Source organism: Streptomyces sp. NPDC100445, from assembly GCF_044759735.1.
In the GTDB taxonomy this organism is placed as follows: domain Bacteria; phylum Actinomycetota; class Actinomycetes; order Streptomycetales; family Streptomycetaceae; genus Streptomyces.
Genome location: NZ_JBIVZV010000015.1, coordinates 204,000 through 227,476, shown reverse-complemented (window position 1 = coordinate 227,476; position 23,477 = coordinate 204,000). Strand labels below are relative to the sequence as shown.

Below are 23,477 nucleotides of genomic sequence, written 5' to 3'. Positions count from 1 at the left end.
ACCCCAGTGAGCACCGAAGCGTACGTGTACGACGCGATCCGCACCCCGCGCGGCCGCGGCAAGGCGAACGGCGCCCTGCACGGCACGAAGCCCATCGACCTGGTCGTCGGGCTCATCCACGAGATCCGCGACCGCTTCCCGGGGCTGGACCCGGCGGCCATCGACGACATCGTGCTCGGCGTCGTCGGGCCCGTCGGTGACCAGGGCGCCGACATCGCCCGGATCGCCGCCATCGCCGCCGGACTGCCGGACACGGTCGCGGGCGTGCAGGAGAACCGCTTCTGCGCCTCCGGCCTGGAGTCCGTCAACCTGGCCGCCGCCAAGATCCGCTCGGGCTGGGAGGACCTGGTCCTGGCGGGCGGTGTCGAGTCCATGTCCCGCGTCCCGATGGCCTCCGACGGCGGCGCCTGGTTCAACGACCCGATGACCAACCTCACCGTCAACTTCGTGCCCCAGGGCATCAGCGCCGACCTGATCGCCACCATCGAGGGCTTCTCCCGCCGGGACGTCGACGAGTACGCCGCCCTCTCCCAGGAGCGGGCCGCCACCGCCTGGAAGGAAGGGCGCTTCGACCGCTCGGTCGTGCCCGTCAGGGACCGCAGCGGCCTGGTCGTCCTCGACCACGACGAGCACATGCGCCCCGGCACCACCGCCGACTCCCTCGCCCGGCTGAAGCCGTCCTTCGCGGACATCGGCGAACTGGGCGGCTTCGACGCCGTCGCGCTCCAGAAGTACCACCGGGTGGAGAAGATCGACCACGTCCACCACGCGGGCAACTCCTCCGGCATCGTGGACGGCGCCGCGCTCGTCGCGGTCGGCTCCGGGGAGGTCGGTGAGCGCTACGGCCTCACCCCCCGCGCGCGGATCGTCTCCGCGGCCGTCTCCGGCTCGGAGCCCACCATCATGCTCACCGGGCCCGCCCCCGCCGCCCGCAAGGCCCTGGCCAAGGCCGGCCTCACCATCGACGACATCGACCTCGTCGAGATCAACGAGGCGTTCGCCGCGGTCGTGCTGCGCTTCGCGCGGGACATGGGCCTGTCCCTGGACAAGGTCAACGTCAACGGCGGCGCCATCGCCCTCGGCCACCCGCTCGGCGCCACGGGCGCGATGATCCTCGGCTCGCTCATCGACGAACTGGAGCGCCAGGACAAGCGCTACGGACTGGCCACGCTCTGCGTGGGCGGCGGCATGGGTGTCGCCACCATCATCGAGCGCGTCTGAACTTCCGGCGGAACCAAGCGACTTCAACGGAGACGACTGTCATGACCGAGAGCACCACCATCCGCTGGGAGCAGGACGACACCGGTGTCGTCACCCTCGTCCTGGACGACCCGAACCAGTCCGCGAACACCATGAACGAGGCCTTCCGGACCTCCGTCACGGCGATCGCCGCGCGCGCGGAGGCCGAGAAGGACTCCATCCGCGGCATCATCTACACCTCCGCCAAGAAGACGTTCTTCGCGGGCGGCGACCTCAAGGACATGATCAAGGCCGGCCCCGAGGACGCCCAACGGGTCTTCGACACCGCGACCGAGATCAAGGCCGCGCTGCGCCGCATCGAGACCCTCGGCAAGCCGGTCGTCGCCGCCCTCAACGGCGCGGCCCTCGGCGGCGGCTACGAGATCGCCCTCGCCTCCCACCACCGCATCGCCCTGGACGCCCCCGGCTCCCGGATCGGCCTGCCCGAGGTCACCCTCGGCCTGCTGCCCGCGGGCGGCGGCGTCACCCGCTCGGTACGGCTGATGGGCATCACGGACGCGCTGCTGAAGGTGCTCCTCCAGGGCACCCAGTACACCCCCCGGCGCGCCCTGGAGAACGGCCTCGTCCACGAGGTGGCCGCGAGCGTGGAGGAGATGCTCGCCAAGGCCCGCGCCTTCATCGACGCCCACCCCGAGTCGCACCAGCCCTGGGACCTCCCCGGCCACAAGATCCCCGGCGGCACCCCGGCGCACCCGAAGTTCGCCGCCAACCTGCCCGCCTTCCCGGCCAGCCTGCGCAAGCAGACGGGCGGCGCCCCCTACCCGGCCCCGCGCAGCATCATGGCGGCCGCCGTCGAGGGCTCCCAGGTCGACTTCGAGACCGCGAGCACCATCGAGACCCGCTACTTCACCGAGCTGGTCACCGGGCAGACCGCGAAGAACATGATCCAGGCGTTCTTCTTCGACCTCCAGGCGGTCAACTCCGGCGTCAGCCGCCCCCGGGGCGTCGAACCCCGCCCGGTCCGCAGGGTCGCCGTCCTCGGCGCCGGCATGATGGGCGCCGGCATCGCCTACGCGTGCGCCCGCGCGGGCATCGACGTCCTGCTGAAGGACGTCTCCCTGGAGGCGGCCGTCAAGGGCAAGGGCTACTCCGAGAAGCTGTGCGCCAAGGCCGTCGCCAAGGGCCGCACCAGCCGCGAGAAGGCGGACGCGCTGCTAGCCCGGATCACCCCCACCGCCGACGTCGCCGACCTCGCGGGCTGCGACGCGGTCGTCGAGGCCGTCTTCGAGGACACCGCCCTCAAGCACAAGGTGTTCCAGGAGACCGAGTCCGTCGTCGCCCCCGACGCGCTGCTGTGCTCCAACACCTCCACGCTGCCCATCACCACCCTCGCCGAGGGCGTGGAACGCCAGGCCGACTTCATCGGGCTGCACTTCTTCTCACCGGTCGACAAGATGCCGCTCGTCGAGATCATCAAGGGCGAGCGCACCGGCGAGGAGGCCATCGCCCGCGCCTTCGACCTGGTGCGGCAGATCAACAAGACGCCGATCGTGGTCAACGACTCGCGCGGCTTCTTCACCTCCCGGGTGATCGGTCACTTCATCAACGAGGGCGTCGCCATGGTCGGCGAGGGCATCGAGCCCGCCTCCGTGGAGCAGGCCGCCGCCCAGGCCGGCTACCCGGCCAAGGTGCTGTCCCTCATGGACGAGCTGACCCTCACCCTCCCGCGCAGGATCCGCCAGGAGACCCGGCGGGCCGTCGAGGAGGCGGGCGGCACCTGGACGACGCACCCGGCGGAGGAGGTCATCGACCGCATGGTCGACGAGTTCGGCCGCCCCGGCCGCAGCGGCGGCGCCGGGTTCTACGACTACACGGCGGACGGCGAGCGGGCCGGGCTCTGGCCGGGCCTGCGCGAGCACTTCACGCAGCCCGGGCACGAGATCCCGTTCCGGGACATGCAGGAGCGCATGCTCTTCGCCGAGGCCCTCGACACCGTGCGTCTCCTGGAGGAGGGCGTCCTCACCTCGGTCGCCGACGCCAACATCGGCTCCATCCTCGGCATCGGTTTCCCCGGCTGGACCGGTGGCGTCCTCCAGTACATCAACGGCTACGACGGGGGCCTGCCCGGATTCGTCGCCCGCGCCCGCGAGCTGGCCGAACGGTACGGCGAGCGGTTCGTCCCGCCCGCGCTGCTCGTCGCGAAGGCCGAGAAGGGGGAGACCTTCACCGACGCGCGCTGATCACCCGCGCGACGGCCCGCGGGCCTGCCCACCCGCGGGCCCGCGGGCACCCCGCCCGGGGGTGTCCCGCCGCTCAGCCCCGACCGGCAGCGCCGTCGTCACCGCTCCCGGCATGCTCGCGGGGGTCGCTCAGCCAGCCGCGCAGCTCCTGCCGCAGGGAACGCTGGAACGACGTGAGCAGCGCCTGCACCACCAGCGGGTGCATGTGGGCGGTCAGTGACTTCACGTCCTTCGCGGCCCGCTCGGACACCGCCCCGCGCAGCAGCCGCGACAGCTCCTGCGCCGCCGCCCGGGAGTGCTCCAGCAGCACCTCCCGCGCCGCGAGGACCACCTCCTGGGACAGCGGCACGTCGAGCAGCTCGACGCCCAGCCGCAGGAGTCCCGTGTCGACCCGGTAGCCGCCGTCCTCGACAGCCACCACGTCCAGGTCGGCCAGCCGGACCACGTCCGCGTCGTCCAGCTCCCGGCCCGCGAGCCGGCACAGTTCCTCGCGGGTCACCGACTCCACCGTGTCCGGCGCCCAGGACGCCACCACCGCCCGGTGGACGGCCAGGTCCTGGGCGCTCAGGTCCGGCGGCAACCGGCGCAGGTGCCGTTCGATCGCCGACAGGGTCATGCCCTGCCGCTGTAGCTCGTCGATCAGGGCCAGCCGCGCCAGGTGCTCCGGCCCGTAGTGCCCGACCCGGCGCGGACCGAGCACCGGCGGGGGCAGCAGCCCCTTGGTGCCGTAGAAACGGACGGTACGGACGGTGACGCCCGCCCGGGCGGCCAGCTCGTCGATCGTCAGCTTGGGGCCGCCCGGATCCGACTGCTCCGTGGTGTCGGTCGTCATGTGCAGCAGTATCGCTGTCCCACCGGAACTGTGACACCTCATCCGTCGTAGGTGAACGGCCCGTGACGTCCGCTTTCCCACCCCTGTGACCTGTGAGAAAGGACGCTCTGTGACGTGGGCCACCGCGTGCCGGCGGAGACGTCTGGGAAGCTGCTGTCTTGGTCTGTGCCGCGACCCACCAGGGTGGTGCGGGCCATGACCTGCACGAACCCCGGCCCACGAGGCCGGGCGCACCAGGAAGTGAAACCACCCGTGAGCAGTAAGGACGCCGTGGACACCACACAGGCCGCCGACCGTCCCGAGGTGGCCCGGACGCCCGAGGACGCGGGCGACGCCGGTTACAGCAAGGGCCTCAAGGCCCGCCACGTCAACATGATCGCCATCGGCGGCGCCATCGGCACCGGTCTCTTCCTGGGCGCCGGCGGACGGCTGCACAACGCGGGCCCCGCGCTGGCGCTGGCCTATCTGGTCTGCGGCATCTTCGCCTTCTTCGTCGTCCGGGCCCTCGGTGAGCTGGTCCTGTACCGCCCGTCCTCCGGCTCCTTCGTGTCGTACGCGCGCGAGTTCCTCGGCGAGAAGGGCGCCTACGTCGCCGGCTGGATGTACTTCCTGAACTGGTCGACCACCGGCATCGCCGACATCACCGCGATCGCGCTCTACGCGCACTACTGGAGCATGTTCACCTCCATACCGCAGTGGGTGCTCGCGCTGATCGCCCTCGCGGTGGTCCTCGCCGTGAACCTCATATCGGTGAAGATCTTCGGCGAGATGGAGTTCTGGTTCGCGATCATCAAGGTCGTCACCCTCGTCGGTTTCATGCTCATCGGCATCTTCCTGCTGGTCACCCAGCACGACGTCGACGGCACCCGGCCCGGTCTCAGCGTGATCGCCGACCACGGCGGCTTCTTCCCGCACGGCATGATGCCGGTCGTCCTCGTCATGCAGGGCGTGATCTTCGCCTACGCGGCCCTGGAACTGGTCGGCGTCGCCGCCGGCGAGACCGCCGAGCCCGAGAAGATCGTCCCGCGCGCGGTGAACTCGATCATGTGGCGCGTGGGCCTGTTCTACGTCGGCTCGGTCGTCCTGCTCGCGCTGCTGCTGCCCGGCTCGGTGTACTCCGCCGACCAGAGCCCGTTCGTGACCGTCCTGTCCAAGATCGGCATCCCGGCGGCCGGTGACGTGATGAACCTGGTGGTGCTCACCGCCGCCATGTCCTCGCTCAACTCCGGGCTGTACTCCACCGGCCGCATCCTGCGCTCCATGGCCACGGCCGGCTCCGCCCCGAAGTTCACCGCCCGCATGAACCGCAGCCAGGTCCCCTACGGCGGCATCCTGCTGACCTGCGCGGTCTGCGTCCTCGGTGTCGTCCTGAACTACCGCCTGCCCAGCCAGGCCTTCGAGATCGTGCTGAACGTCGCCTCCCTCGGCATCATCAGCACCTGGGTCATCATCATGATCTGTCATGTGATCTTCGTCCGCCGGGCCCGCGCGGGGCTGGTGACCCGGCCGCACTTCCAGCTGAAGTTCACCCCGGTCACCGAGATCGCCACCATCGCCTTCCTCATGGTCTGCCTCGGCCTGATGTGGAACGACCCCGAGGTCGGCCGCAAGACGCTGCTCATGGTCCCGGTGATCGGCGTCATGCTGGTCGCCGGCTGGTTCGGCGTCCGCCGCCGGGTGGCCCAGAACACCGACCGGAACACCCCGACCACGAAGTGACCCGGGGTGCCCGGGTCCGGCTGGCGTTCGCCCCGGCCCGGGCGGCCACCGCCTGTGGCGACGCCCCCGGAGGCCCGTCCTGCGGGCGAGCGGGCCCGGCCGCCTCACCGGCCGTTCGGCCGAGGCGCCGGTAGGGCCGCGTCATCGGCCGGGCCCGGCCCCGACCCCGCGCCCGTTCCGGCCGCCGGGACGATCCCCGTGCCCGTTCCGGCATCGCTCCGCCCGGTGCCGGCCCGCGCCGAGCGGGCGCTCGCCTCGGTCCGAGTGTCCGACGCCTGTCGCTGTACGACACGAGCCGCGTCCGCCTCCGGGCGTCCTCCCCGGAGGTGATCCCGCGCGAGCCGCTGTCTCAGGGGCCGGCCGACCGCATCCACGCCCACGCCGGCCACCGCGGACACCGGGACGCTCGCCGGGGCGGGCCCGCGCCTAGTGGGTGGTCACCTGCTCGGGATGGCCACTTTCTGTCGCTGTGCGACATGGGTCGCGCCGGGTCCTGGCGGTCCCTGAGGCGGTCCCCGTGTGCCGGCCGGGCCGCCTCACCGGCCGATCGGCCGAGATTTCGCGCTGGAGCCGGTTGCTGCGGGCGCCGGGACGCTCGCCGGGGCGGGCCCGCGCCGAGTGGGTGGTCACCTGCTCGGGATGGCCACTTTCTGTCGCTGTGCGACATGGGCCGCGCCGGGTCCTGGCGGTCCCTGAGGCGGTCCCCGTGTGCCGGCCGGTCGGCCGGGATTTCGCGCCGGAGTCGGTCGCTGCGGGCGCCGGGACGATCTCCGGTGTCGGCCGGCACCGAGCACGGCATCGCCTGCCCCCGCCGCGGAGGCCGCCCGACGCCGAGTGGGCGGAGCCACCGTCTGTCGCTGCGTGACATGAGCCGTGCCGGACTCGCCGTCCGCCGGGGCGGCCCCGCGCGAGTCGGTGCGGCCGAGTCTTCGGCCGGTCGGCCGAGGTCCGGCGGCCGGTCCGTCCGCCGGGACGACCCCTCGGAGGCGTCCGGCGTCGGGAACACGGCGTCGGCCCCGCCCACTCGCCGCCGCGGTCGGTCGGCGTCGAGCGCGGGGCAGCCGGTGTCTGTCGCTGTGTGACACGGGCTGCACCCCGCCCCGGCGCCCCCTAGGTGGGCTGGGCGGGGGCGGCCGGGGCGGGGTGGTGAGGAGCGCGCGGGTCAGTGCTCGTGCACGTCGTTCGTCGCCTCGATCTTCTTCCACGACTTCGGCTGCGCCACCGACCTACCCGTCCCCGCCAGCGCGCGGGCCGTCGTCGCGGCCGGCTTCGACGGCTGGAACAGCCACGTGTCGAACAGTGCGGACAGGGGCTTGCCGGACACCTGCTCGGCGTACTTCTGGAAGTCGGCCACCGAGGCGTTGCCGTACGCGTGCGCCTTCGGCCAGCCCTTGAGGATCGCGAAGAACGCGTCGTCACCGATGGTCTCGCGCAGCCTCTGGATGGCCAGGGCACCCCGGTCGTAGACGGCGGCGCCGAACTGCTCGTCGGGGCCCGGGTCGCCGGGCTCGACCGTCCAGAACGGGTCGTCGGCCGGGTGCGAGGCGTACACGTAGTCGGCGAGTTCCCGCGTGGTGCCCTCGCCCTCCGCGTCGGACCACAGCCACTGCGCGTACCGGGCGAAGCCCTCGTTGAGCCAGATGTCCTTCCAGCCCTTCACCGACACGTCGTCGCCGTACCACTGGTGGGCCAGCTCGTGCACGACCACGGAGGTGTTGGAGCCGTTCGCGAACTGCTTCGGGCTGTAGTAGACGCGGCCCTGCGTCTCCAGCGCGTACCCGGTGGTGGTGTTCGGCACGTAGCCGCCCGCCGAGCTGAAGGGATACGGCCCGAAGTAGTCGCTCAGCCAGTCGACGAGCTCCTCGGTGCGCTCCACGCCGGCCCGCGCGGCCCCGTCGTTGTCGCCGAGGTCCTTGCTGTAGGCGTTGATGACGGGCACCCCGCCGTCGGAGGTGCCGGTGGTGATGTCGAACCTGCCGAGCGCCAGGGTGGCCAGGTAGGTCGCCTGCGGCTTGTTCTGCCGCCAGTTGTAGCGGGTCCAGCCCAGCTTCGACGCGGTCGACTGGAGCGTGCCGTTGGAGATGGCCTGGGTGCCGTCCGGCACGGCGACCGACACGTCGTAGGTGGCCTTGTCGCTCGGGTGGTCGTTGCTGGGGAACCACCACCAGGCGGCCTCGGGTTCGTCGGCGGCCACCCCGCCGTCCGGGGTGCGGTGCCACGCGGTGAACCCGTAGGCGCTCTTCGCGGACGGCACGCCCCGGTAGCGGACGACGACCGTGACCGGCGTGCCCTTCGCCAGCGGGGTCTTCGGAGTGACGACGAGCTCGTGCTGGCCGGAGGTGGTGAAGGCCGCCTTCACGCCGTTGACCCGCACCTCGCCGACGTCCAGCAGGAAGTCCAGGTCGAAGCTGGACAGGTCCTGGGTCGTCTTCGCCAGGATGGTGGCGGTGCCCTCCAGTTCGTCCGTCGCCGGCTGGTACTGGAGCCTCAGGTCGTAGTGGGAGACGTCGTAGCCGCCGTTGCCGTAGTCCGGGTAGTAGGGGTCGCCGATGCCCGGCGCGCCCGGGGAGTAGCTCGCGGCCGATGCCGGGATCGCCAGCAGGAGGGAGGCCGCCGCCAGGGTGCCCGGCGCGATGATTCTGCGGTGCACGTCAGCTCCAAGTCGTCGGGAGTGAGAGTCCGTTCGGACAAGTCTGTTCGCAGCCTATTCAGACCCTGTGGCCCCTGACCTGTCCATGACCCCTGCTGTCACACGATCGCCATTCAGCCGTCACGGCTCCCGGAGAGCCCTCTTCTGCACGGCAGTTGACGGCGGTACCGTCCGCGCATGCCGAAACGCCAGCGCTCCACACTCCGGAGAACGCTCGTCATCGCCGCCGTCGCCGCCCTGACGGCGGTCTTCCTCGCCCCGGCCGGCGCACAGGCCGCACCCCGGGAGAGCAGACCCGTCTACTCCTACGCCGACGCCATCCGCGAGTCCGTTTGGGTGGACACCGGCCTGGACGAGGACCGCGACGGACGCACCGACCGCGTCGCCGCCGACATCGTCCGCCCCGCCGAACCCGCCCGGCAGGGCCGCAAGGTGCCGGTCATCATGGACGCCAGCCCCTACTACTCCTGCTGCGGACGCGGCAACGAGAGCCAGCGCAAGACATACGACGCCCAGGGCCGCGTGGTACAGATGCCGCTGTTCTACGACAACTACTTCGTGCCCCGCGGCTACGCCTTCGTCGGCGTCGACCTCGCCGGCACCGACCGCTCCGACGGCTGCGTGGACGTCGGCGGCCGCTCCGACGTCCGGTCCGCGAAGGCCGTCGTCGACTGGCTCAACGGCCGCGCTCGGGCGTACACCAGCCGGACCGGCGGCACCCGGGTACGAGCCGGCTGGACCAACGGCAGAACCGGCATGATCGGCAAGAGCTGGGACGGCACCATCGCCAACGGTGTCGCCGCCACGGGCGTCAAGGGCCTGAGGACCATCGTCCCCATCAGCGCGATCTCCTCCTGGTACGACTACTACTTCGCGCAGGGCGCCCCCCTCTACGACGGCGGCCCCGACGAACTGGCCGGGTACGTCGAGAGCGACGACGCGCACGCCCACTGCGCCGCCGTCCAGCGGGAACTCGCCGACGGCAGCCCGCGCAGCGGCGACTGGACCCCGCTGTGGACCGGACGGGACTACGTCAAGGACGCCGGCAAGGTGCGCGCCAGCGTGTTCCTCGTCCACGGCATGCAGGACCTCAACGTCCGCACCAAGCACCTCGGCCAGTGGTGGAACGCCCTCGCCGAGCACGGCGTCGAGCGGAAGATCTGGCTGTCGCAGACCGGGCACGTCGACCCCTTCGACTACCGGCGCGGCGCCTGGGTCGACACCCTGCACCGCTGGTTCGACCACGAACTCCTCGGTTACGACAACGGCATCGACCGCGAACCCGTCGCCGACATCGAACGCCACCCCGACCAGTGGGTCACCTCGGCGGCCTGGCCCCCGCGCGGCACCCGCGCCACCGTCCTGCACCCGGCCCCCGGCACCCGGGCCGGCGTCGGCACGCTCGGGCGGCGCCCGGCCACCGGCACCGAGACCTTCACCGACGACCCGCGGCTGAGCGAGACCGACTGGGCCGCCCACCTCACCACGCCCACCCCCGAGAAGGCCGGGTTCCTCACCGCACCCCTCACCCGCGACCTGCGCCTGTCCGGCTCCTCCCGGGTGACGGTCACCGCGACCCCGACCACCACCTCCGCCCACCTGTCCGCCGTCCTCGTCGACCTCGGTGCCGACACCATCCGCGACTACGCCGACGCCGCCGAGGGCATCACCACCCTCACCGACCGCACCTGCTGGGGCGCGAGCACGGCCGGGGACAACGCCTGTTTCAAGGAGACCCGGGCCAGGACGGCCGCGGTCGAGCAGACCGTGTTCAGCCGCGGCTGGGCCGACCTCGGCCACCACGCCTCCCTGGACAAGGGCGTCCTGCTCGTCCCCGGCAAGCCGTACACGATGACCCTCGACCTCGCGGCGACCGACCACGTCGTGCCCGCCGGGCACCGGCTGGCGCTGATCGTCGCCGGTACGGACCGGGACCTCATCGATCCGCCCGCGTCGACCGCGCCGACCCTCACGGTGGACCTGTCGGGTACGAACGCACTGCTTCCGCTGGTCGGCGGCGCGGCGGCGTTCGCCCGCGCCACGTCGGGCAGCGCCACGGAGCCCGCGCCGCGGACGCTCTCCGGTGTCCACGCACCCCGGGCCGTCCGACACCTCCCGGCAGCCTGACGACCCGCCCCCCGCACAACCCCGGCCGCCTGCCACCCCGACAGGCGGCCGGGTCCCCCTACTCCCGGCACCGGACCCCGCCACTCACAGCCGCCCGGGCCCACCGCCGGGTTCTCCCCGCACGCGGCTGCGCCCCGTTCATCCGGTACGAACCGCGCTCGCCCACTCCGGTCGGGGGCCCGTGCACCGGGACGAACCGCTCGCGCCCCCAGATGGGGGCTCGCTCAACGGAGCCGAGTCACCCGCCCGCGTCGGCCGGGCCCGGTGCATCGAACCCGAGTCACCGCCCTGCCTCGGCCGGGCCCCGTGCGGCAGGCGTGAGCCACTCGCCCACTCCGGCCGGCGACGGGGGCGCCAGACCCGATGCGCTCGCCGACTCCGGACAGCGACCCCTTCGTCAGGCCCCCCCGAGTCGCCTGCCCGCCCCGGCCGGGACGCGCACAGCCGACGGGAGACGCCCACCCGCCCCAACCGGAAACCGCACGCCAAGCCGAAGTCACCCACCCCACCCCCGCCGGGACCCCGCTCGTGGTGGTGCCCGGCGTCTTCGGGGGCGGGGAGTCCGTCGTGGGGCGTGTTTCATGCCGTGGGGTGGGCCAGCGTGGCTGCCTCGTGGGCGCAGCCCCATGCCACCGTGATGCCGGCGCCGCCGTGTCCGTAGTTGTGCACCACCGTGCGGCCGCCCGGCAGGGGCCGGCGTTCCAGTCGTACGGCGTCCCGGGCCGGCCGCAGCCCCACCCGGTGGGCGAGCACCCGCGCCCCGGCGATCTCCGGCCGGGCCGCCGCGCAGCGGGCGACGATCGCCGCGGCGGTGTCCGGGTCCGGCTCCAGGGACCAGTCGTCCTCCTCCGCCGTACCGCCGAGGAGCAGCCCGCCCGGCTGCGGGATGAAGTAGGCGGAGGCGGCCGAGGAGTGGTCGACGGAGGTGAACCAGGTCGTGACGCCCGGGTTCTCCACCACGACCAACTGCCCGCGCACCGGACGCACCGCCGGGTCCGGCACCAGCGCGCGGGCGCCCAGCCCGGCGCAGTTGACGACCACGGTGGCGGGCACCGCGTTCAGGTCGGTCACCTCCCGCTCCTCCACCGTCCCTCCCGCCTTCACCAGCCGCTCCCGCAGCCATGCCAGGTGCACCGGCATGTCGATCACCGGCAGCCGCGCCGCCAGTCCGTCGGCCACGGCCCGCAGCCCCGGCACGCGGCCCGCCCACGGGCCCAGCTCATTCAGCCGCGCTCCCTGGTGCACCCCCTCCAGCAGGCGTACGCCCGTCTCCGCGGGCCGCGCCGCCAGCTCCTCGTACACCGTCAGGGAGTGCAGTGCCCAGGCGCCGACCAACGGTTCGGGTTCGATGCGGTACGGCCACCACAGGCCGCCCGCCACCGCGGAGGTCGTCCGCTCGGCCGATTCCCGCGCCCACACCCGCACCCGTCGCCCGGACTCGGCCAGCAGCACGGCCGTCGTCAGCCCGGCGATCCCGCCGCCCACCACGATCACTTCGTCGTTCCGCTCACTGTCCACGCCAGGACGATAGGCCTCGCGCGCGTCCGCCGGCACCCCGCCGCCGAAGACGCCCGCGGGGGCGGCCGGGTGTGCCCGGCAGGGCCGTGAGCGGCGGGAACGGGGCCGGCCCGGGCCGTTACGGCCATTAGGATCGACGCCTGATGACTGCCACCCTCGTTGCCAAGAACCTCGCCGCCGGCCATGGCGACCGCTCCCTGTTCTCCGGGCTCGACCTGGTCGTCGCGCCCGGCGACGTCATCGGGCTGGTCGGCGCCAACGGCGCGGGCAAGTCGACCCTGCTGCGGATGCTCGCCGGTCTGGTCCCGCCCGAGCAGGGCGAACTGCGGCTGTCCCCGCCGGCCGCGACCGTCGGCCATCTGCCGCAGGAGCCGGAGCGCAGGCCGGGGGAGACCGTCCGGGAGTTCCTGGCCCGCCGCACCGGTGTCGCCGAGGCCCAGCGGATCATGGACGAGGCCACCCAGGCGCTGGTCGACGGCGCGCCCGGCGCGGACGACGCCTACGCGACCGCCCTCGAACGGTGGCTCGCCCTCGGCGGTGCCGACCTCGACGAACGCGCCGAGGAGGTCGCCGACTCGCTCGGCCTGGCCGTGGACCTGGGGCAGCCGACGACCACGCTCTCCGGCGGCCAGGCGGCCCGCGCCGGCCTCGCGTCCCTCCTGCTGTCACGGTACGACGTCTTCCTCCTGGACGAGCCCACCAACGACCTCGACCTGGACGGCCTGGAGCGCCTGGAGCGGTTCGTCACCGGCCTGCGCGCGGGCACGGTCGTCGTCAGCCACGACCGCGAGTTCCTCACCCGCACCGTCACCAAGGTCCTCGAACTGGACCTCGCCCAGCAGCGGATCAACCTCTACGGCGGCGGTTACGAGGCCTACCTGGAGGAGCGGGACGTGGCCCGCCGGCACGCCCGCGACGAGTACGAGGAGTACGCCGACAAGAAGGCCGGCCTCCAGGACCGCGCCCAGACGCAGCGGTCCTGGATGGACAAGGGGGTCAAGAACGCCCGGCGGAAGGCCGGCGCCGACAACGACAAGATCGGCCGCAAGTTCCGCAGCGAGGCCAGCGAGAAGCAGGCGGCGAAGGCCCGCCAGACCCAGCGCATGATCGAGCGCCTCGAGGTGGTCGAGGAGCCGCGCAAGGAGTGGGACCTGCGCATGGAGATCGCGTCCGCGCCCCGGTCCGGCGCGGTCGTCGCGACGCTGCGGGACGCCGAGGTGCGACGCGGCGGCTTCACCTTCGGCCCGGTGTCCCTGCGGATCGACTGGGCCGACCGGGTCGCCGTCACGGGGGCCAACGGCGCGGGCAAGTCCACGCTGCTCGGCGCCCTGCTGGGCCGGGTGCCGCTCGACGCGGGCCACGCGGCCATGGGCTCCGGGGTCCTGGTCGGCGAGGTCGACCAGGCCCGCCTGCTGTTCCACGGGCCCGAGTCCCTGCTCGACGCGTTCGGCGCCGCCGTACCCGACACCGAACCGGCGGAGGTCCGCACGCTGCTCGCCAAGTTCGGCCTGAAGGCCGCTCACGTCCTGCGCCCGGCGGCGACCCTCTCCCCGGGCGAACGCACCCGCGCCGCGCTCGCCCTGCTCCAGGGCCGGGGGGTGAACCTGCTGGTGCTGGACGAGCCGACCAACCACCTTGACCTGCCGGCCATCGAGCAGTTGGAGTCCGCCCTCGACGCCTACGAGGGCACCCTGCTGCTGGTCACCCACGACCGGCGCATGCTCGACGCGGTCCGGGTGACCAGGCGCCTCGAGGTGGCGGCCGGCAAGGTGACCGAGCGCTAGGGTCTTTCGTTCGGATCGGGCCGGATCAGGGAGCGGTGCCAGGGCCCGCGAGCCCGGCATGATCCGAACGAGAGGCCCTGGGGTCCTGCGTCCGCATCGGGCCGGGCCTGCCGGGCCGCGGGGTGATGCCCGGGCGGGGCCGGAGCCGGGCGGCTCCGGCCCGGCCGGTCAGCGCTTCTTCGGGTTCAGCAGGCCCGCGCGGCGCAGGGCGTCGGCCATGGCGCTGTTGGCCGGCGCCGGTGCCTGCCGTCCGCCCCGGTCGCCGCCCCCACGGGGCTGCCGCTGCTGCCCCTGCTCGCCGCCCTGCCGCCGGCCCTGGCCGCCGGAGGCCTGGCGCTGCCCCTGGCCGCCGGCGCCCTGGCGCTGCTGGGGCGGCCGCGTACCTCCGCGCTGCGGCCTGCCGCCGCCCTCGCCCTGGGGCGCCGCCTCGTCGTCCAGGCGCAGGGTCAGCGCGATCCGCTTGCGCGGGATGTCGACGTCCAGCACCTTCACCTTGACGATGTCACCCGGCTTCGCGACGTCGCGCGGGTCCTTGACGAACGTCTTCGACATCGCGGACACGTGCACCAGACCGTCCTGGTGGACACCGACGTCCACGAACGCGCCGAACGCCGCCACGTTGGTCACCACGCCCTCCAGGACCATCCCGGCGGACAGGTCGGAGATCTTCTCCACGCCCTCCTTGAAGGTGGCCGTCCGGAACGCCGGACGCGGGTCGCGCCCCGGCTTCTCCAGCTCCCGGAGGATGTCGGTGACGGTCGGCAGACCGAACGTGTCGTCCACGAAGTCGGCGGGCCGCAGCGAGCGCAGCACGCCCGTGTTCCCGACCAGGGACGCCACCTCCTGACCCGTGGTCTTCACCATGCGGCGCACCACCGGGTACGCCTCCGGGTGCACGCTGGAGGCGTCCAGCGGGTCGGCGCCGCCCCGGATGCGCAGGAAGCCCGCGCACTGCTCGTACGCCTTCGGGCCGAGGCGCGACACCTTCTTCAGCTCGGCGCGGGAGACGAAGGGGCCGTTGTGGTCCCGGTGCGCGACGATGTTCTCGGCGAGCCCGGCGGAGATCCCGGACACGCGGGACAGCAGTGGCACGGACGCGGTGTTGACGTCCACGCCGACGCCGTTCACACAGTCCTCGACGACCGCGTCCAGCGAGCGGGACAGCTTCACCTCGGACAGGTCGTGCTGGTACTGGCCGACACCGATCGACCGGGGGTCGATCTTCACCAGTTCGGCCAGCGGGTCCTGGAGGCGCCGGGCGATGGAGACCGCGCCGCGCAGCGACACGTCCATGCCGGGCAGTTCCTGGGAGGCGTACTGCGAGGCGGAGTACACGGAGGCGCCCGCCTCGGACACCACCACCTTGGTGAGCTTCAGCTCGGGGTGGCGGGCGATGAGTTCGGTGGCGAGCCGGTCGGTCTCGCGGGAGGCCGTGCCGTTGCCGATCGCGATCAGCTCGACCGCGTGCTCCCGGGCCAGCTCCGCCAGCCTGGCGAGGGCCTCGTCCCACTTGTTGGCCGGTACGTGCGGGTGGATCACGTCCGTGGCGACGGCCTTGCCGGTCGCGTCGACGACGGCGACCTTCACACCCGTACGGAAACCCGGGTCCAGGCCGAGCGTCGCCCGGGTGCCGGCCGGCGCGGCCAGCAGCAGGTCGCGCAGGTTCGCGGCGAACACGTTCACCGCCTCGTCCTCGGCCGCCGTGCGCAGCCGGACCCGCAGGTCGATGCCGAGGTGCACCAGGAGGCGGGTGCGCCAGGCCCACCGGACGGTGTCGGTGAGCCACTTGTCGGCCGGACGGCCCTGGTTGGCGATGCCGAACCTCGCGGCGACCAGACCCTCGTACGAGGACGGGCCCTCCGTGGGCTCCTCCGGCTCCAGGACGAGGTCCAGGACCTCCTCCTTCTCGCCGCGCAGCATGGCCAGGATCCGGTGCGAGGGCAGCTCGGTGAAGGGTTCGGCGAAGTCGAAGTAGTCGGCGAACTTGGCGCCCGCCTCCTCCTTGCCCTCCCGCACCTTCGCGACCAGCCGGCCGCGGACCCACATGCGTTCGCGCAGCTCGCCGATCAGGTCGGCGTCCTCGGAGAACCGCTCGGTGAGGATCGCCCGCGCACCCTCCAGCGCGGCCTGCGCGTCGGCGACACCCTTGTCCGGGTCGACGAACGCCGCCGCGGCGGTCACCGGATCGACCCCGGGATCACCCAGCAGCCCCTCCGCCAGCGGCTCCAGGCCCGCCTCCCGCGCGATCTGCGCCTTGGTGCGCCGCTTGGGCTTGTAGGGCAGGTAGACGTCCTCCAGCCGGGCCTTGGTCTCGGCGCCGCGGATCCGGGCCTCCAACTCCTCGGTCAGCTTGCCCTGCTCGCGCACCGACTCCAGGATCGCGGTCCGCCGCTCCTCCAGCTCCCGCAGGTAGCGCAGCCGCTCCTCGAGCGTGCGCAGCTGCGCGTCGTCGAGCATCTCGGTCGCTTCCTTGCGGTAGCGGGCGATGAAGGGCACGGTCGAACCGCCGTCGAGCAGTTCCACCGCGGCCTTCACCTGCCGCTCCCGTACGCCGAGTTCCTCGGCGATCCTGCCTTCGATGGACCCTGCTGCCAGGGAACCGGGTGTCGTCACGATCCCGTACCGCCTTCTCCACTGAGGTTGCGCGGCAATTGTGGCAGGTGACACCGACAACCGGGATCAGGGCGACGCGCGGCGGGGCGCCGGACCGTCCCGACCCGGGCACCCGGCCCGGCGCGGTGCCGCGTGGCCGGAAAGGTGGGAAACACGTCATTGCGGCCGTCGCCGGGGCCGCGAAGAATCGGTGCCATGCGGCAGCGAACCCTCCTCGTCACCGTCTTCGACGGCCTCCAGAGCCTCGACGTCACCGGCCCCGTGGAGGTCTTCGCCGGTGCGGAGCGGCACACCCCGGGCTCGTACCGGATCCGGACGGCGTCCCCGGACGGCGCGCCCGTGCGCACCTCCAGCGGACTGACCCTCGTACCCGACGGGTCCCTCGCGGACGCCCCGGACCCGCACACCCTGCTGGTCCCCGGCGGCGAGGGGACCCGCGACCCCGACCCACGGCTGGTGGAGTGGCTGCGGACGCGCGGCCCGCGGGCGGCACGCCTCGTCTCCGTCTGCACCGGCGCCTTCCCGCTGGCCCGGGCCGGGCTGCTCGACGGCCGGCGCGTCACCACCCACTGGGCGTACTGCGACCAGCTCGCCCGGGACCACCCCGCCGTCCACGTCGACCCCGACCCGATCTTCGTCCGGGACGGTGACGTGGCCACCTCGGCCGGGGTCACCGCGGGCATCGACCTCGCCCTCGCGCTGGTGGAGGAGGACCTCGGCCGGGAGGTGGCGCTCACCGTCGCCCGCCACCTCGTGGTGTTCCTGCGCAGGCCCGGCAACCAGGCCCAGTTCAGCGCGCAGCTGGCCGCCCAGACCGCCCGGCGCGAACCCCTCCGGGACGTCCAGCAGTGGATCACCGAGCACCCGGACGGCGACCTCGGTGTCGAAGCGCTGGCCGCCCGCGCCGCCCTCTCCCCGCGCCACTTCGCCCGCGCCTTCCAGGCGGAGACCGGTATGACACCCGGCCGGTACGTCGACCGGGTCCGTCTGGAACACGCGCGCCGCCTGCTGGAGGACACCACCGACGGCATCGAACAGATCGCCCGCGCCAGCGGCCACGGCACGCCGGAGGCCATGCGCCGCGCCTTCCTGCGGGTCCTCGGCACCGCTCCGGCCGAGTACCGCCGCCGCTTCCGCCCCGCCCCCGCGAGCTGACCCCCGTCCCGGCCCGTCACCGGCCCCCAGAGACAAGGAAACCGCGTGCAGATCGCCGTCGTCCTCTTCGACCGCTTCACCGCCCTCGACGCCGTCGGCCCCTACGAGACCCTCGGCCGGCTCCCGGACTCCGAGACCGTCTTCGTCGCCGAACGGACCGGACCCGTCCGCACCGAGACCGGGAACCTCGCGCTCGTCGCCGACCGCCGGCTCGCCGACGTACCGCGCCCGGACATCGTGGTCGTCCCCGGCGGCCCCGGCCAGGTCCCGCAGATGGACAACCCCGTCCTGCTGGACTGGCTGCGCGCGGCCGATGCGACCAGCGCCTGGACCACTTCCGTGTGCACGGGCTCGCTGCTGCTGGCCGCCGCGGGACTGCTCCGGGGCCGGCGTGCCACCTCGCACTGGCTGGCCCTGGACCAGCTGAGCGGCTTCGGGGCCGAACCGACGGGGGATCGGGTGGTCGTGGACGGCAAGTACGTCACCGCGGCCGGTGTCTCGTCCGGCATCGACATGGGTCTCACGCTGCTCGGCACCATCGCCGGCGACGACCACGCCCGGGCCGTGCAACTGCTGACGGAGTACGACCCGCAGCCGCCGTACGACGCCGGTTCGCCGGAGAAGGCGCCCGCCCACCTCGTCGCCGAGTTCCGCTCGGCGAGCCGGTTCATCCTGACGTAGACACGCTCCAGGTGAACCGCGGCTGCCTGCGCTCCAGGAACGCGGCCACGCCCTCCGCGATGTCGCCGCTGTCCCGCGCCTGCCCGGCCCAGTGGGCGTCCCGGTCCGTGCGGCCGTTGATGAACTCCTTGGCCGCGGCCTGGGTGAGCTGCGACCGCGAGGCGAGGACCCGGGTCAGGTCGGCGACCCGCGCGTCCAGTTCGCCCGCGGGCAGCACCTCGTCCACCAGACCGGTCCGCAGGGCCCGCCCGGCGTCGATCAACTCGGCCGTGAACAGCAGGTACTTGGCCGTGGCCGGGCCGACCAGGGACACCAGCCGGCGGGTGGAGGAGGCCGGATAGACGATCCCGAGCCTCGCCGGTGTCACCCCGAACGAGGCGCCCTCCTCCGCCAGCCGCAGGTCGCAGGCGGCCGCGAGCTGCGCCCCGCCGCCCACGCAGTGCCCGCGCACCGCGGCGACGGTCGGCTTGGGGAACGCGGCCAGGGCCTCCTCGGCCACCACCGCGAGGCCCGGCGTCCGGTCCGGCGCGTCCCGCAGCGCGGAGATGTCGGCACCCGCGCAGAAGGTGCCGCCCTCACCGGTCAGCACCAGCGCCCGCACCCCCGGGTCCCGTGCCAGCGCGTCCAGCAGCGGCGGCAGCGCCAGCCACATCGACGCCGTCATGGCGTTGCGCTTCGCGGGGTTGCGGATCACCACGGTGGCGACGGAGTCGGTGACCTGGTGGGACAGCTGGGGCTCCATGCGGCGGATCGTACCGAAGGCCCCGTCCGCCGCCCCGGGCGCCCGGAGGACCCCGGAGGGCCCGCGGCGGGGGCGCCCTATCGTCGGACTAGTTCGCGAATCGGCGCCCCGGCGACAAAGGTGATCGCCTTCCTGACTCCGTCACGCGCACTCGGTCAGAAACCGTTCGATACCCGCTGACTTGCGTTCAGAGTTGCGGGTCGGAGCGGATTGTTACCAACACTCGACGCGTGGTGACAATCGAGTGTGAGGGCGGCGACCTGACGATGGACGACCACGGGCGCGGAGCCGGCCGGCGCCCAGCGGGGGGCGGCGAACGGCCGCCCGATCCCCTGCCGTACGAAGGTGTCTGGCGGTTCACCGCGGCCGCGGTGGACGCCTCGGTCCCGCAGGCCCGGCACGCGGTGCGGGACCTGCTGCTGCGCCAGGGCGTGCCGGTCCCCGACGACCTGGCGCACGGCCTGCTGCTGATCGTCTCCGAGCTGGTCACCAACGCGGTACGGCACGCGGCGCTCCTGTCGCCGGTGCTGGCCGTCGAGGTCGCCGTCGGAGCGGAGTGGGTGCGGGTGTCCGTCGAGGACAACCACCCCTACCGGCCGACCGCCCTGGAGGCCGACCACGGCCGGACCGGCGGCCGGGGCCTGCTCCTGGTCCGTGAGGTGGCCCGGGAGGCGGGCGGGGTGGTCGACGTCGAACACACCGCGAGCGGCGGCAAGGTGATCTGGGCCGCCCTGCCGCTCAAGCCCGACTACTCCTGAGGATCCCTACCAGCCCGCGGACGGGCCCGTCAGCTCCCTGATCGCCGGACGGGCCGCGTCCAGCACGGTCATGAACCAGGCCGAGAACGGCTCCCGGGCGTGCCGCTCCGCCAGCTCGGCCGCCGTCACGAAGGCCGTCGAGGCGACCTCCTCCGGGTCCGGTCCCGGCTCCGCCTGCACCAGGCCGACGAACAGGTGGTTGAACTCCTGCTCCACCAGGCCCGACGCGGGGTCCGGGTGGTTGTACCGGACCGTGCCGGCCTCCGCGAGCAGCGACGGCGACACGCCCAGCTCCTCGAACGTGCGCCGGGAAGCGGCCGCGAACGGCGCCTCGCCGGGGTACGGGTGACCGCAGCAGGTGTTGGACCACACACCGGGGGAGTGGTACTTGCCGAGGGCCCGCTGCTGCAACAGCAGCCGGCCCCGCTCGTCGAAGAGGAACACCGAGAAAGCGCGGTGCAGCTGTCCCGGCGGCTGATGGGCCGCGAGCTTCTCCGCCGTACCGGTCGTCATGCCCTTCTCGTCGACCAGTTCCAGCAGAATCGCCTCTTCGGTGCCCTCCGACGAGCTGTGCGTCGCGGTGGCAGGTGTGATCGGCATACCCATCCTTCGCCTCGGTTCTCGCACCCCAAGTCTGCCGTACGAATCCGGCACTCCCGGCACCTCACGGCAGGGGAGGCCCCGCGCACGGTGCGGTGCCCGGGGCCGGACCCGGTGGATCATCGTGCCCGCCGGGCGCCGCCGGGAACCGTCCGCGGTGCGTCGTACGACTGTGCGGACGGTCAGTGGCACAACCGCGCTTCGTGCTCCGCGTGGCCACCCGGCTCCAGCTGGAAGGTGCAGTGCTCCACGTCGAAGTGGTCGCCCAGGCAGCCCTGGAGTTCGTGCAGCATCTTCTCGTTGCCGATGGCGTTCAGCACCTCCGAGCTGACCACGACGTGCGCGGACAGCACCGGCATGCCGGAGGTGATCGTCCAGGCGTGCAGGTCGTGGACGTCCTCGACGCCGTCCAGCGCCAGGATGTGCGCCCGGACCTCCGCCATGTCGACGTCCTTCGGCGCCGCCTCCAGCAGCACGTCCAGCGTCTCGCGCAGCAGCCTGACGGTCCGCGGCACGATCATCAGCCCGATCACCAGCGAGGCGACCGGGTCGGCGGGCTGCCACCCGATGGTGAGGATCACGGTCGCCGAGATCAGCACCGCCACCGAGCCGAGGGCGTCCGCGGCCACCTCCAGGAAGGCGCCGCGCACGTTCAGGCTCTCCTTCTGCCCGCGCATCAGCAGCACCAGCGAGACGGAGTTCGCGACCAGGCCGACCAGACCGAACACGATCATCAGCCCGGCCCGGGTGTCCGCGGGCTCGACGAACCGCTGCACCGCCTCGTACACGACGTAACCACCGACGCCGAGCAGCAGCAGGCAGTTGGCCAGCGCGGCGAGGATCTCCGCGCGAGCGAGACCGAACGTGCGGTTGGTGCTCGGCGGGCGGCCGGCGAAGTGGACGGCGAGCAGGGCCATGCCCAGCCCCACCGCGTCGGTCGCCATGTGCGCCGCGTCCGCGATCAGCGCGAGCGAGTCCGCGAGGAGGCCGCCGGCGATCTCGACCACCATGACCGTGAGCGTGATGCCCAGCGCGATCCGCAGCCGGCCCCGGTACGCGGCCGTGGCCGTACCCGTGGCCGGCACATGGGAGTGCGCGTGCCCGTGGTCGTGCCCTGCCCCCATGACTACCGCCTTCCGTGAGCCTGCCGGAAGGGCCAGTCAACTACGGGGCGGGGGTATCGGGCAACGCGGCACTGAACACCGTTGTCATATGCCCTGACCTGCGGAAACGTTTCGCAGGTCAGAGCCCTGCCACCCCGGCGCCGCGGGCCTGCCTGTGCCGGCGGCGTCACCCGCGCGTCGGAACCCGGCCCGGACGGGTGCACCGCCGTGCGCCGCGCTGCTCGCGGGTCGCTGCTGAGCCGGGGGCCGCTACTGCGGGCGCGGATGTGCCGCCGGGACGGGAGGCGGCTCCCCGGCCGGTTCGCCGCCGTGGCTGAGGCGGGCCGCCCGCCGTGGACTCGCAGGTCCCGCCCGCCACCCGTCGCGCGGGCCCACCGCCGAGCAGGCGCGGACCGCGCGGGCGCGGGCCTGCCCTGTGCCGGGGCCGTGTCGGGCCCCGGCCCGGACGGGTGCGCCGTGCTGCTCCCGGGGCGCTGCCGAGCCGGGGCCGGGTCGGGTCGGTCGTCCGCAAGTTCGCGAGGCTTCGTCCGCTGTGCGCCACGCCAGGCCTGTCCCGCGGGTGCGGGGCCACCGCCGGTCGGCGTGGGTGGGGCGAGGTGCCCGAGCGGCTCAGCCGCGCGTCGGCTGACCGGCCGTGCCGGAGTTGTCCGCTGCCGGTGGAACCGGCCCCCCACCGCGCGTGCCGGCGGGGTGGACGGTGTGGTGGTGCTGCCAGCCCTGCCAGGCCGACTCGGTCATCTCCCGTACACCGCGCCGGGCGCGCCAGCCCAGGGTCTCGGCGGCGCGTTCGGCGCAGGCCACCGCGCGGGGGGCATCGCCCGGACGGCGGCCCTCCACCACGGGTGCCCGGCGGTCCCCGGTGACCTCCCCGATGACCGTGATCAGTTCACGGACCGAGACGCCCTCGCCGCGGCCGATGTTCAGCGTCAGGTCACCGGTGGCGCCGTCGGCCAGCCGCCGGGCCGCCGCGAGGTGGGCGTCGGCGAGATCGGCGACATGGATGTAGTCCCGCACGCAGGTGCCGTCCGGTGTCGGATAGTCGTCGCCGAAGATCCGCGGGGCCTCGCCCCGGGTGAGCCGGTCGAAGACCATCGGCACGATGTTGAACACCCCGGTGTCCGCGAGTTCCGGCGCCGCGGCGCCCGCCACGTTGAAGTAGCGCAGGCACACCGTGGAGATGCCGTGCGCCCGCCCGGCCGCCCGCACCAGCCACTCCCCGGCCAGCTTGGTCTCGCCGTACGGGTTCACCGGGGCGCACGGGGTGTCCTCGGTGATCAGGTCCACGTCCGGGTTGCCGTACACCGCGGCCGAGGAGGAGAACAGCAGCCGGCCGACGCCCGCCTCGGCGACCGCGTCCAGCAGCGTGGCCAGCCCGCCCACGTTCTCCCGGTAGTAGCGGGTGGGCTGCGCCACCGACTCCGCGACCTGCTTGCGCGCCGCGAGGTGGACGACGCCCGTCACGCCGTACTCGGTCAGGACCCGCTTCAGCAGGGCCCCGTCCAGCGTCGAACCGCGCACCAGCGGCACCTCGGCGGGGAGCCGCGCCGGCACGGCGGCCGACAGGTCGTCCAGCGCGACGACGCTCTCCCCGGCGCCGGTCATGGCCCGTGCCACGTGCGCCCCGATGTATCCGGCTCCGCCGGTGATCAGCCACGTCATGGTCGCCCACCCTATGCCGAACCGCCCGGTGTCCCGGATGCCCGGGTCTGCGCCCACGGGTTTGTGGGCCGGGGC

General features: G+C 73.3%; 16 protein-coding genes. 8 read left to right on the top strand and 8 right to left on the bottom strand.

The features are described from left to right. Positions 1-6 precede the first annotated feature (6 nt). Positions 7-1,221 (top strand): acetyl-CoA C-acetyltransferase, encoded by a 1,215-nt coding sequence (locus ACIQVT_RS31030; protein WP_403761590.1) that lies wholly within the window; start codon positions 7-9, stop codon positions 1,219-1,221. Between the two features lie 41 nt (positions 1,222-1,262). Further along, the gene (locus tag ACIQVT_RS31025; RefSeq protein WP_403761585.1) at positions 1,263-3,440 is read left to right on the top strand and encodes a 3-hydroxyacyl-CoA dehydrogenase NAD-binding domain-containing protein; all 2,178 of its coding nucleotides are present in this window, start codon (positions 1,263-1,265) and stop codon (positions 3,438-3,440) included. A gap of 73 nt (positions 3,441-3,513) precedes the next feature. Here ACIQVT_RS31025 and ACIQVT_RS31020 read toward each other — a convergent pair whose 3' ends face one another. Next, positions 3,514-4,272 carry a MerR family transcriptional regulator gene (locus ACIQVT_RS31020; protein ID WP_403761582.1) on the bottom strand — a complete coding sequence of 253 codons (759 nt, stop codon included), beginning with the start codon at positions 4,270-4,272 and terminating at the stop codon, positions 3,514-3,516. Positions 4,273-4,524: 252 nt separating this feature from the next. Between ACIQVT_RS31020 and ACIQVT_RS31015 the strand changes: the two genes are divergently transcribed. Beyond that, positions 4,525-5,991 carry an amino acid permease gene (locus ACIQVT_RS31015; RefSeq protein ID WP_403761579.1) on the top strand — a complete coding sequence of 489 codons (1,467 nt, stop codon included), beginning with the start codon at positions 4,525-4,527 and terminating at the stop codon, positions 5,989-5,991. A gap of 1,162 nt (positions 5,992-7,153) precedes the next feature. On the opposite strand, the gene ACIQVT_RS31010 is transcribed toward ACIQVT_RS31015, so the two are convergent. Further along, entirely contained in the window at positions 7,154-8,641 is a 1,488-nt protein-coding gene (locus ACIQVT_RS31010; protein WP_403761576.1) for a M1 family metallopeptidase, read from the bottom strand. A 177-nt stretch (positions 8,642-8,818) separates the two neighbouring features. Between ACIQVT_RS31010 and ACIQVT_RS31005 the strand changes: the two genes are divergently transcribed. Next, a complete protein-coding gene (locus tag ACIQVT_RS31005; protein WP_403761573.1) occupies positions 8,819-10,768 on the top strand; it encodes a Xaa-Pro dipeptidyl-peptidase in 1,950 nt (649 codons plus the stop codon). Positions 10,769-11,347: 579 nt separating this feature from the next. Here the strand turns inward: ACIQVT_RS31005 and ACIQVT_RS31000 are convergent. Further along, positions 11,348-12,262, bottom strand: coding sequence for an FAD-dependent oxidoreductase (locus tag ACIQVT_RS31000; protein ID WP_403761692.1), 915 nt, complete (start codon positions 12,260-12,262; stop codon positions 11,348-11,350). A gap of 167 nt (positions 12,263-12,429) precedes the next feature. On the opposite strand from ACIQVT_RS31000, the gene ACIQVT_RS30995 reads away from it, so the two are divergent. After that, positions 12,430-14,070, top strand: a complete 1,641-nt coding sequence (locus tag ACIQVT_RS30995) for an ABC-F family ATP-binding cassette domain-containing protein (RefSeq protein WP_403761568.1) — start codon at positions 12,430-12,432, stop codon at positions 14,068-14,070. A gap of 168 nt (positions 14,071-14,238) precedes the next feature. On the opposite strand, the gene ACIQVT_RS30990 is transcribed toward ACIQVT_RS30995, so the two are convergent. Then, a complete protein-coding gene (locus tag ACIQVT_RS30990; protein ID WP_403761565.1) occupies positions 14,239-16,683 on the bottom strand; it encodes a Tex family protein in 2,445 nt (814 codons plus the stop codon). Positions 16,684-16,878: 195 nt separating this feature from the next. On the opposite strand from ACIQVT_RS30990, the gene ACIQVT_RS30985 reads away from it, so the two are divergent. Then, the gene (locus tag ACIQVT_RS30985; protein WP_403761562.1) at positions 16,879-17,838 is read left to right on the top strand and encodes a GlxA family transcriptional regulator; all 960 of its coding nucleotides are present in this window, start codon (positions 16,879-16,881) and stop codon (positions 17,836-17,838) included. A 45-nt stretch (positions 17,839-17,883) separates the two neighbouring features. Then, on the top strand, positions 17,884-18,519 hold the full coding sequence (locus ACIQVT_RS30980) for a DJ-1/PfpI family protein (protein ID WP_403761559.1): 636 nt from the start codon (positions 17,884-17,886) through the stop codon (positions 18,517-18,519). Here ACIQVT_RS30980 and ACIQVT_RS30975 read toward each other — a convergent pair. Then, positions 18,506-19,261 carry an enoyl-CoA hydratase/isomerase family protein gene (locus ACIQVT_RS30975; protein WP_403761556.1) on the bottom strand — a complete coding sequence of 252 codons (756 nt, stop codon included), beginning with the start codon at positions 19,259-19,261 and terminating at the stop codon, positions 18,506-18,508. The genes ACIQVT_RS30980 and ACIQVT_RS30975 overlap by 14 nt on opposite strands. Before the next feature lie 266 nt (positions 19,262-19,527). On the opposite strand from ACIQVT_RS30975, the gene ACIQVT_RS30970 reads away from it, so the two are divergent. Continuing rightward, complete coding sequence (locus ACIQVT_RS30970; RefSeq protein WP_403761689.1) at positions 19,528-20,019, top strand: ATP-binding protein; 492 nt, start codon at positions 19,528-19,530, stop codon at positions 20,017-20,019. Between the two features lie 6 nt (positions 20,020-20,025). On the opposite strand, the gene idi is transcribed toward ACIQVT_RS30970, so the two are convergent. From idi to galE, 3 genes are all read right to left on the bottom strand, one after another. Further along, positions 20,026-20,619, bottom strand: a complete 594-nt coding sequence (gene idi, locus ACIQVT_RS30965) for an isopentenyl-diphosphate Delta-isomerase (RefSeq protein ID WP_403761553.1) — start codon at positions 20,617-20,619, stop codon at positions 20,026-20,028. Between the two features lie 182 nt (positions 20,620-20,801). Next, positions 20,802-21,743 carry a cation diffusion facilitator family transporter gene (locus ACIQVT_RS30960; protein WP_403761550.1) on the bottom strand — a complete coding sequence of 314 codons (942 nt, stop codon included), beginning with the start codon at positions 21,741-21,743 and terminating at the stop codon, positions 20,802-20,804. A 609-nt stretch (positions 21,744-22,352) separates the two neighbouring features. Beyond that, positions 22,353-23,402: a UDP-glucose 4-epimerase GalE gene (gene galE / locus ACIQVT_RS30955; protein ID WP_403761547.1), complete on the bottom strand. Its 1,050-nt coding sequence runs from the start codon at positions 23,400-23,402 to the stop codon at positions 22,353-22,355. Positions 23,403-23,477 lie beyond the last annotated feature (75 nt).